Origin of the sequence: Sphingobium bisphenolivorans (assembly GCF_000412635.1) — a bacterium.
GTDB lineage: Bacteria > Pseudomonadota > Alphaproteobacteria > Sphingomonadales > Sphingomonadaceae > Sphingobium > Sphingobium bisphenolivorans.
Map to the genome: position 1 here is coordinate 1 of NZ_ASTG01000035.1, position 10,818 is coordinate 10,818.

Here is a 10,818-nt window from a genome sequence, read left to right on the forward strand (position 1 = left end):
CGCAGCTTCGGGCCGACTGGGCCAGCTATGACGGTAGCAAGGCCGACACGGATCGCAGCCTGCTCAGCGGCAGCAAGCTCACCAGCCATTACCGCCTGCGCAGCTGGACCGCGGACCTGTCGCTGGGCCATGGCTTCACCCTGGCGGATGACTGGACCATCGAACCCGAGATCGGCGTCACCCACATCTCCTCCCGCCGCGGTAGCGCGAGCGAGAGCGGCGATGCGGTCTGGGCGCTCGATGTCGAGGCGCGGCGGACCAGGGCGACCTTCCTGCGCGGCGCGCTGGAGCTCCATGGCTCAGCCGAGGCGCGGATCAGCCCCTGGCTCTCCGCCGGCGTGCTGCATCAGCTGAGCGGCAGGCGGACCCTCGCGACCGCTGCCTATGCAGGGGTGGTCGATGGCCTGACGGTCGCCGGTGTGGTCCGCAGCGAGACGCTTGCCACTGTGGGCGCGGGTGCGAGCCTGCGGGTTTCGCCGACTGCTGCCCTCTTCTTCGGCGTCAACAGCGAATTCGGCGCGCAGAGCAGCGGGCAGAGCGCAACCGTGGGCTACAGGCTGCGCTTCTGAAAGATTTTCAAGTTACATAGAGAATCTGAACTGGCGCGCCTGCGGGCGCCCAGGCGTCATTTCGTAAGAACCACAATCGAACTGGCGCCCATGTCTGGAGAAAAGAGCAGTCGCGATACACGACGGATCAAACGATAGCGCCTTTTGCTGAACCAGCGCTTTGGATGATTGCGTTTCGTGTAAAATATATCAAACAATTCATGAGGCATCGGAAGCACACGATAGTTTGAAAAGCCTGCCTCCAAGGCGCGCTGCACTATAAGCCTGGGCGGCATGTCCCTCTCGGTAACACCATATTGCTCCATCGCCGCAATCGAGTGGGGGTTGATGGAATGGCCTTCTCCCGGCTCATGGGTGAGCAGGAAACCGCCGGGCTTAAGCGCCTTGAAAACCGAATCTATTGCCGAAGCCTCATCTTCCGAATGGTGCAGCGAGTCGAAGAAAACTGCGCAATCAAATTCGCCTAGCGGGCCCATGCTTTCATAATCACCGCATATGAATGTGACTTGGTCTGGGCTGAGGCGGTTTCGCTCGCGGTTCTCGACGGCGAGGTCGATCATGTCTGGAGCGATGTCCTGGCCTACCACCTGATATCCGCGCATAGCAAAAAAGATGCTTGTCCACCCACCGCCGCAGCCCAAATCAAGCAGCCGGGCAGGGGGAGGCGGCAATAGCGCCATGATGATGCCGATCGACGCGAGGTCAACGCCACATTCTGCGTTGGAAAATGGCTTATAAAGTGAATGGTGACGGCCAGCATCGCCAATATTCGCGAGATAGTCTCGTTCGGCATCCTTCGGCATTACTCATCCCGTTTGATATTATTGGATTTGATACGCTGAATCGAAGAGACCATATGGTATCCATAAGATACCACAGTGTGGCCTCAGCTTCGCTTCACAACCTTAGCGCTTGCGCTTCTCGTTCAATGCGACCAGCGCCTGCTCCAGCACCGCACCCAGTGGAAGGTTCATGTCGTCAGCGATGCTGTAGAGCGCCCTAATTGTTTCCTCGGTTGCCTTGATGTTGATCTGGCGATTGCGTCCGGTGGTGTGGCGCCGGGGCGGGCGCGCGGGGGCAGGGGAGGGCCCTTCATGCGCCTTGCGGCTTGGAAAGCCGCTCGCCTGCGCAAGCTGGTCGATCGCCTCCGCTGCGACAGGGCGGGAGGGGGATTCCGGGGCAAAATCGTCGAGATCGCTGAAGGGATTGGCCCTGCTCATCATGCCATCTCCGTCTTGGTTGCGGCCGCATTTCGGCGCTCGCGCAGCCGCTCGATCACCTCCACGGCGAACTGCTCGGCATTGACGATCGCCTTGTCGAGATTGGGCACGTCCTTCTCGTCCAGGTCCTCCAGCGTCTTCTGGAAGGAGAAGATCGCGCGAAACGCCTCACGCTCATGCAGTTGAGTGGCGAACACCGGCACGCCGGCATCACTGAGGCCATTCTGGATATGCCCCATGGTCCGCGTGCGGATAATCGGGCTGGTGCGGGTGAGCAGCACGCCGAAGGGCACGGTGCGTCCTGTCATCTTCTCATGCTGCTTGAGCACCTTGATCGCGCGTCCCGCCTGTTCGGCATCGAGCTGCGATCCCTGCATCGGGATAATGACGAGATCGGCCTGGCTGACGGCGAGCAGAACGATCTTGGCAGCTGTGCCTTCCAGATCGACGATGACGAAGGGGGTCTGCGCCGCGGCTTCCTCGATCCGGTCCAGGATATTGTCCTCGTCCACATTGGCGAGGATTGAGAGATTTTCTGGCAGATTGGCTCCCTTACCCCATGCTTGGATCGGATGATTGGGATCGGCATCAATGGCCGTCACCTGCGCACCGCGCGCGATTTCGGACGCGAGCAGCAGGGCGGCCGTGGTCTTGCCGACGCCCCCCTTGGGACTGATGAATACTACTGTGGGCATGGAAGTTCCCCTTTTGGATACCATATAGCTATCTAGTATCTAATCAGTCAATGGATGCTGGGCGCTTGGACAAATCACCCGCAGGCATATCCATGTTCAGGACCGCCAACCTGTTTGACAGCTCACTGATCGGAGACTTGGCTCCGAGAGAAAGCTCAATATTCCGACTACGCTTTCGTCAGAGCTTGTTGCGGCGAAACGTTCAATCATAGGCGGCTGCTGGAGCCGATGGGCAATATCCATCCGGCGGAAGCCACGCGATATTACGCCATGCTGGACGACACACCCTTGGCAGCGTAACTCAAACCAAATGGTTTCCGGCAATCCCAGCGGTTCAACAAAGAGAGATATAATGCATTCCAAGAGCGTACACTCAATCCTCGACCTCCTAGCTCTGCCGGTCCCTGATTTTGTGGCCGTCTCTTATGAAATGCTGCTTGGCAGGCGTCCGGATTCCCAAGAGATGCAGGAGCGCTCCGGGGTTGTGCGTGCCGGCTTAGGGCGTGCGCGTTTCTTGGCCGACATGAGCAGGTCGCCGGAATACAGGCAGGTTAATCGCCGCAAATTGGAGGAGAGCGACGATGAGGCCTACGTTGCGGACCTTTTCGTCCGGTACTTAGAAAGGTCGCCGGATCCTGCAGGATTGCGTCACTACACTGCGCTTCTCAGGAGTGGGCGCAAACGCACGCGCATTCTGGCAGATATCTCGAATTCTCGTGAAGCACGTGTAAAAAGAACGTTTTGGTTCGAATTGGAGCTTCTTCTGGCGGATGAGTTGGCCGACCGCCATTGGGCGGCACGTTGGATCGGCAGGGCCAGGCGGAGGGAGCGGCAGCGTAACAGAATGACGGAGGTCTTGTGCCAACGAAGCATCGTTCCTCTTTCTGTTAGCATGGGTGAAAGTGCCGCAAGTGGCGCTACTTTGCGGACTTCACAGCGTCCGGTCGTACAATCGTATGGGGACACTCGGAACTTGGGGCGGAACGCGCGACGATTACTCGCACGTGTCAGTCTACTTCGCGGAGCAGCATTCTAATGCGCCTTGTCATCGATCTCCAGGCGGCGCAGGGCCCGAGCCGCCATCGTGGAATTGGCCGCTACTCACTTGCGCTTACTCGTGGGCTGCTTCGAAGCCGAGGGGAGCACGAAGTGTTCATCGCCCTGAATGGTCTTCTTCCCCATACAATCGATGAGGTTCGGGAGGCGCTCGCCGGTATGGTGCCTGACGAGCACTTCTTAGTCTGGGATGCACCAGGGCCTGTCGATGGAGCTAATCCAGAATATGACGCTCGCCGCGAAGCGGCCGAACTTATCCGCGAAAGCGCACTTGCAGCCCTTTGTCCCGATTTTATTTTGGCCTCTTCAATTTTCGAAGGATTTGGTGAGAATATCGTCACTAGTATTGGGCGGCTGGCTTCAATACCGACGGCTACAGTGCTCTATGATCTTATTCCGCTAATTCACCGTCAAGTGTATCTGCCAAACGAACAGGTGGAGAAATGGTACGAGAGTAAGCTAGGCCACCTCAAGAACGCCGATCTTCTACTCGCTATCTCTGAATCATCTCGCCAAGAAGCGCTGGATTGGCTGGGTGTGGGTGATGGTCAGGCGGTCAACATCTCTACGGCCGCCGATGATCATTTTTCGCCAGCGCCAGTGGACAAGAATACCCGTCGATATTTGGAAAAGGAATACGGTCTTGAACGGCCATTCGTTATGTATACGGGTGGCATCGATCACCGCAAAAATATAGAAGGCCTAATCTCCGCGTTTGCAAGGTTGCCTCTTGATGTCCGCTGTGCGCATCAACTGGCGATTGTGTGTTCGGTACAAGAACCGGATCGGCATCGTTTGCTGAAGCTTGCCCAAGACGAAGGCCTTGCCTCCGGCGAGGTGGTTTTGACCGGCTTCATCTCCGAAGAGGACCTGCTAGCATGTTACCGTAGCTGCAAGCTTTTTGTCTTTCCATCGTGGCACGAGGGTTTTGGCCTCCCCGCATTGGAAGCGATGAAGTGCGGGCGTGCGGTGGTCGTGGGCAATCGGTCTGGGCTGCCGGAGGTGGTTGGACTTGAAAGCGCTCTGTTTGATCCGTTCGACATCGACAGCATCCAAGCGAAGATCTTGGAGGTCCTTACAGATGATCGGTTTCGTGCGGAACTAGAGAGGCATGGGCTGAAGCAGGCAGGTAAATTCGACTGGAATAACACTGCTCAGCGTGCATGGGCTGCACTTGAGGCCAGCCACAAGCGCCGGACATTAGCTGGTCTCTCCCCGGCCACCGCTCCTAAGTCGCTACGTCGCCCGCGCATGGCCTTTGTCGCCCCGCTCGCGCCAGATGCTAGCGGTATCAGCGATTACTGTGCGGAACTACTTCCTGAACTGGCAAAACACTACCGCATCGACGTAGTGCATCCTCGTGGCACGGTAGATCATCCTTGGATACGAAGCAACTGTGCTGTTCGGGATACCAGATGGTTCAGACATCATGCTTACGAATATGACCGGGTTCTGTACCACTTCGGAAACTCGCAGTTTCACAGTCACATGTTTGACCTGCTGCATGATATTCCCGGTGTAGTTGTACTTCACGATTTCTTTCTTTCAGGTGTGGTTTCTTACCGGGAAGGTAGTGGAGAAAAGCCAGGAGCTTGGTCCCAAGCTCTTTCCTATTCTCATGGGTGGCAGGCTGTTTCTCGCAGGTATGCCGCAAAGGATCCCGACGAGGTCTTATGGGAGTACCCTTGTAACCTGCCGGTACTACAAGACGCCCTTGGCATCATCGTACACGCGGACTACTCTAAACAACTTGCTCAGGAGTGGTACGGTAGCGAAGTCGCGCAAGATTGGCAGTTCATTCCACATCTACGCCAATCGCTTCCTAACGTGAATCGTGAACGCTCGCGTGAGGAGCTTGGCATACCGGCCGATGACATTGTCGTCTGCAGCTTTGGTGTCTTGGGCTCCTCGAAGATGAACCATAGGCTGATCGAAGCATGGTTGGACAGTCCACTAGGGCAGGATCCTAGATGTCATCTAGTATTCGTTGGCCAGAATGATCAAGGGGAATACGGCAGCCGCTTCGAACGCATGATCCGGTCCAGCAAATTGGCCGGGCGAGTTGAAATCACTGGGTGGGCCGATCACGCAACGTTTCGTCGTTGGCTGGATGCTGCTGATATCGCCGTTCAACTTCGCACGCTTTCTCGCGGCGAAACATCTGGAACGGTTCTAGACTGCATGAACAGCGGCGTGGCTACGATTGTCAATGCGCATGGTTCGATGGCCGAACTGCCACGTGACGCGGTCTTCATGTTGAAAGATGAATTCGACGACGCTGATTTAAGAGACGCGCTGGTGACACTATGGCGTGACCAATCACGCCGCCTCTCGCTCGGGGCGAGGGCAAAGGAGCATATCAAGCGCCATCATCAACCCAGGCAATGCGCGGCGTCCTATGCGGAAGCCATCGAACGCTATTACGCAAGAGCAGCCAGCGGCGGACCTGGGCTTATTCGGGCTATAATGGAGAACGATTCAGCAGGAGAGCTGGACTGGATCAATCTTAGTGGATCCATCTCACGTAGTCTGCCGCTCTCTCCCCGGCGAAGGCGATTGCTCGTGGACGTTTCTGTGCTGGTTCAGGTTGACGCTCGATCAGGCATCCAGCGCGTGGTCCGTTCCATTCTCTCCCAGTGGCTTGCGGAGCCGCCATTGGGTTGGATGGTCGAGCCGGTTTACGCAGATCTCGCCGGCAGGTGTTATCGGTATGCTCGTCGCTTCACTTCCGGATTTCTCAGTGTCCCTGATTACTGGTGCGAGGACGACGTGGTGGAGACCTATCCAGGCGATATATTCGTCGCTTTGGACTATCATCCTGAGATTCTCACCCGGCAACATGATATTCTGCAGGAATGGCGGCTTCGCGGCATACACCTCCATGCCGTCATCTATGACCTTCTGCCCGTGCTGCTACCCGAGCATTTCCCTGCGGGAACAAAGGAAGGTCATGAGGGCTGGCTTAAAGCCGTTTCTCAATTTGACAGTGTAGCATGCATCTCGCGTTCTGTTGCCGATGAGTTCAAGGATTGGCTAGAAAACAATGCACCAGAGCGCCAGCGGCCTCTACTAGTCAATTGGTTTCATTTGGGTGCAGACACGGAGCAGAGTTTACCTACCAAAGGCAAGCCGTCCGATGCTGAACAGCAGATCGCTCTTCTTCGTGAGGGGCCTTCGTTCCTAGCAGTCGGCACGATAGAGCCTCGTAAGGGCCACCGCCAAGTTCTGGCAGCCTTCGAGGCGTTATGGGCGCAGGGTGTACAAGCGAAGCTCGTCATCGTCGGGAAGATGGGCTGGCAAATGGATGAGTTCGCTGCGAGGTTGCGCGGACATCCTGAAATCGGAAGGCGCATGTTCTGGTTAGAGTCAATCACCGACGAATATCTCGACGACATCTATCGGGTTTGTAGCTGCCTGCTTGTTGCGAGCGAAGGAGAAGGATTTGGATTACCGCTTGTGGAGGCAGCGCGTCACGGCATTCCGGCGCTAGCTAGAGACATTCCAGTATTTCGTGAAGTAGCTGGACCAAACGCCGTGTTCTTCGCTAACAAAAAGGATCCAAAGGCAATCGCAGACGCTGTCAAGAAGCTGTTGAGTGAATCAGCTAATAGCCATAAAGTTGATAAAACTTGGATTACTTGGAAGAAAAGTTCGCAAGATCTTTTAGCATGTATTCTACAAAATAAGGGTGGCGCCGAGGATGTCTTGCATGACGGCGGGATTGAGGCTGATCGTCGATCTGGGTTCGTAGGTGTGCAAAATTGACCCCTACCCGATTGCGATGCACCCTTGCGCACTTTGCTGCGGGAGGGGATGGGAGTGCTTGTGGTGGAGGCAATAAGCTGTACCGTAATGGAGGTATGGGGGCAGCCGCCTTGCAGGGTGCCCATTCGCCGGGATGATTGCTGCCCTTTCATCGGAGTAGCCGGTGTTGGATGACATCGAGAATAGTAAGCGATGCAGCGACTACTCATACAAGCGGTCGGATGAATAGTCAGATAGAGATCCTTAGCCGGGTATCGGGCCGGCGGCGCTGGACGGTGGAGAAGAGGCTTGCCGTGCTCGGGATGGATTCAGCCGCGTGAGGTGCGTGCGGGGGCCTGTAAACGCAATGACGTTGCAGCGGAGTGATCTACACATGGCTACGACAGGCGATATTATCCGGCTTCAGACGCTCACTTGCTGATCTGATCGCGGTTTCACGGCACGCTGCGCATGGCGCGCTCCGTGTTATTGCTATCGATCCAGGCGGAGATCCTCTAGTAATCGCCTCCACGAACTGCTTTCATGGATTGGCGCGCTATGTGCTTCAACGCAAATCGCCTGAGCTGCGGCCTCCATGGAATGCCTACGGTACACCACAACGTGGCAAGCAACACCCCGCATGGCTTAGCGACGCTTGATATACTCCCAGAATTCGAGGTGGACCCCGCGCTCAGCTCCCGCTATCGCCCAAATGTATAAACCTAGCGCAATTAACCATAAAAAGGGGAAAGTGTACTATGAGAATTTGCTACGTAGGACATAAATTCCATAAAAGAACAAAATCGTGTGAGTTCTTTTTACAGATTTTGCAGTCGATAGGTAGCGTGGATGAATTTTTCTACTCACCTGATGAGCCATCCGAATCAGACCGCGAGATTATTACTGAGCTGTCTACTTCCAAATATGATTGCTATATTTTCTATCAAGCGGAACGCATAGCTGAGAAACTAGCCCCGTTAGGCTTAGGAAGATTCGTTATTGTGCCGATGTATGATGGAGCAATAGGGTTGCCAGCGAGTTTCTGGCGCTCGTTTGTCGACGCGCAGTTTATTTCATTTTCGCGGGCTCATCACGAAGAATTGCAAAGGATTGGTTGTAAAACCGCTTATTTCCAGTACTTTCCTGAGCCACAGTCGAGCTTAGGATACACCTTTACTGGCGATTTAAGCGGCTTTTTTTGGGAGCGCCGGCCGGGACAAGAGCCTTCATTTCAGACAGTCGTCAAACTTGCGCGCCATTTAGGCTTGCAGCATCTACATGTACATGCCGCACCTGACTTCGGAATAACGGGAAGCGGCCGTTTAAATTGGCCCGATAGATTCGAATTCGCTGGTCTTGAAGTTACATTATCTAGGTGGTTTGAAGATCGTGCCGAATTTAATAGGCTTGTTGAGCGCTCACACTTCTTCTTTGCACCAAGAGCATTAGAAGGTATCGGCATGTCCTTTGTTGAAGCCATGTCGCGCGGTCAAATCGTCGTCGCACCAGACTTGCCAACGATGAATGAATATCTACGTCATGAAACCACAGGGCTCTTATATGATATCGGTAAAACATATTCCAGCTCTAGGCTGTCACCAAAAGTTTTAGAAACTATAAGCCAAGCTGCGCAGAGAAAAGTCGAACGAGGGCATGAAGATTGGATGAGTGATCAGGATCGCCTTAAAAGTATAATTATGAATGATGGCCGTAGGTGGCCTACGAAGGATGTCTCAAGCAACTTCAGAAGTGTTCTGATGCGGCGAGCGCATGAGCGCGCAATGAGAGCGTCGTAAAGAAACCTTCTTTTGGAGCAAGAAATGAAAGTTAGCGTTGTAACGATTGCATTGAATGCAGCGAAGGATCTCCCGTTAACGATCGAAAGCGTCTTAGCGCAAGATTTTGAAGATATGGAATATATCATTGTTGATGGCGGAAGCTGGGACAACACCTATAATATATTATCTAGGTATCCTAAATTAGTTTCAAATATTGTTCAAATAGAAGATTCCGGCGTATATAATGCGATGAATCAAGCCATTCAGAAGTGCAATGGTGAATATATCATTTTCATGAATGCTGGAGATTACTTTTTTTCTCAAAAAACACTGTCGAGAATATTCTCATCTATAGGGAGTATTAGCCCTGATGTCATTCATGGAGATCACGTTTACGTAGATCGCGGGCTCGAATTGCACAAGAAATCAACTCCGTTTTCGGTAACGCGTAAGGCCCTACTGGAAGGCGAGCTAACTCATCAATGGCATGATCGATATCCTTGTCACCAAGCCACGTTAACAAGAAAATCCTTGCTCGAGAGCTTGGGTGGTTATGATACTCGACTAGAAATCTGTGCCGATCATGATTTTTTACTCCGAGCCTATGACAAAGGTGCAAACATTAAGTATTTAGATGAAACTATCGCCCATTACACGGGAGGTGGTCTGTCAGCACAGCGGGGAGAGCGATGCCTTTTAGAATTCGCTTATGTATATCGCTCGCGCTCTCGTTATCCCCACCGCGTGGATGAGTTTTTCAACATTTCAGCTCTTGCTCGATTTGACTCCCAGTCGCAAATTACCGGCGCGAAGCTCGCAGGCTTTTTTCCACTAGAGGGACCGACCCCAGGAGCATTTGAAAATTCTACGTTCTCGTGGTGCGCTGGCGAGGGCTTTTCGATGATATCTCCTTTGGAGGAGAATAGTCACGGCCTATCGCTTAAGGGCCAAAACTGGCATAATAACCAAGAATTGACACTTATTCACGATGGGGATGTCTTAGGATCGTCGCAGGTTCCCGTCGGCTCCTTCAATTTATCTGTAGTATTCACAAGGGAATTACCTCCAAAGTCTATAGTTGAAGTTATACCTGCACATGGGAAATTTTTGAGTGATTCAGATTCTAGATTTTCTAGCATGGCAATAATCAATTTCAGTTTTGATATAAATTTGCCAAATATTATTACACCTCTTTTAATCAATACTGAATACGCATTCGGTATATCATCCGCCGATGTTCTCAGCCCACTTTTGCGCGGTGGATGGTCAGAATTCGAAGCCAAGCATTTATGGTCTGTTGGGGCAGAAGCGAGTATATTGATACTATGCGATGATTATCCGGCGACTTTGCAACTTGGCTTGTCCGGAAATCCGAATATCGAAAATGACCTCCGCGCCGTTGATATTTACATTAATAGCGTTTTATGTGTTGAGGGATATCCGCTATCAGTGGATTTTGACAAAGTAATCATCAAATTAGATGATAAGAATTGGAATACGTCTGGATTAAATCAACTGAGATTTGTTCCAAGGGCCTGCGCTTATCCATCAGATGACGATCCACGAATGCTCGGATTCTGCATTAAATATATAAAGTTGTCATCTTAATTGTGTTCATAGCGGTATAAATATTGTGGATATACTTGGAACGTGTCCTAGGTAAGATAGGCAAAGGGTGTCGATTGATTACGAAGCTGAGATGGCGGCACCCTGAGCCCGAGAATAAAGTGCGCACCTCCAAAAACCCCTAGCCACT

The 10,818-nt window shown here is 53.1% G+C and carries 8 protein-coding genes; 5 read left to right on the forward strand and 3 right to left on the reverse strand.

The genetic code is table 11. The features are described 5' to 3' along the window. A partial coding sequence (locus L858_RS20730; protein WP_037504991.1) for an autotransporter outer membrane beta-barrel domain-containing protein occupies positions 1-569 on the forward strand: 569 nt, incomplete at its 5' end. A 56-nt stretch (positions 570-625) separates the two neighbouring features. Here L858_RS20730 and L858_RS0118660 read toward each other — a convergent pair. The 3 genes from L858_RS0118660 to L858_RS0118670 all read right to left on the reverse strand — a co-directional run bounded on the left by L858_RS0118660 (position 626) and on the right by L858_RS0118670 (position 2,484). Further along, positions 626-1,372, reverse strand: a complete 747-nt coding sequence (locus tag L858_RS0118660; RefSeq protein WP_022684585.1) for a class I SAM-dependent methyltransferase — start codon at positions 1,370-1,372, stop codon at positions 626-628. Positions 1,373-1,474: 102 nt separating this feature from the next. After that, a complete protein-coding gene (locus L858_RS0118665) occupies positions 1,475-1,789 on the reverse strand; it encodes a hypothetical protein (protein WP_028056286.1) in 315 nt (104 codons plus the stop codon). Continuing rightward, positions 1,789-2,484 carry a ParA family protein gene (locus L858_RS0118670; RefSeq protein WP_022684587.1) on the reverse strand — a complete coding sequence of 232 codons (696 nt, stop codon included), beginning with the start codon at positions 2,482-2,484 and terminating at the stop codon, positions 1,789-1,791. The genes L858_RS0118665 and L858_RS0118670 overlap by 1 nt, the downstream gene beginning before the upstream one ends. A 523-nt stretch (positions 2,485-3,007) precedes the next feature. On the opposite strand from L858_RS0118670, the gene L858_RS22575 reads away from it, so the two are divergent. From L858_RS22575 to L858_RS21480, 4 genes are all read left to right on the forward strand, one after another. After that, positions 3,008-3,520, forward strand: a complete 513-nt coding sequence (locus L858_RS22575; RefSeq protein ID WP_420801838.1) for a DUF4214 domain-containing protein — start codon at positions 3,008-3,010, stop codon at positions 3,518-3,520. Continuing rightward, positions 3,520-7,305 (forward strand): glycosyltransferase, encoded by a 3,786-nt coding sequence (locus L858_RS20735; RefSeq protein ID WP_022684589.1) that lies wholly within the window; start codon positions 3,520-3,522, stop codon positions 7,303-7,305. Before L858_RS22575 ends, L858_RS20735 begins: the two co-directional genes overlap by 1 nt. A 737-nt stretch (positions 7,306-8,042) precedes the next feature. After that, positions 8,043-9,080 carry a glycosyltransferase gene (locus L858_RS21475; RefSeq protein ID WP_081643408.1) on the forward strand — a complete coding sequence of 346 codons (1,038 nt, stop codon included), beginning with the start codon at positions 8,043-8,045 and terminating at the stop codon, positions 9,078-9,080. 24 nt (positions 9,081-9,104) lie between these two features. Continuing rightward, a complete protein-coding gene (locus tag L858_RS21480; RefSeq protein WP_152639879.1) occupies positions 9,105-10,670 on the forward strand; it encodes a glycosyltransferase family 2 protein in 1,566 nt (521 codons plus the stop codon). The last annotated feature ends 148 nt before the right edge of the window (positions 10,671-10,818 follow it).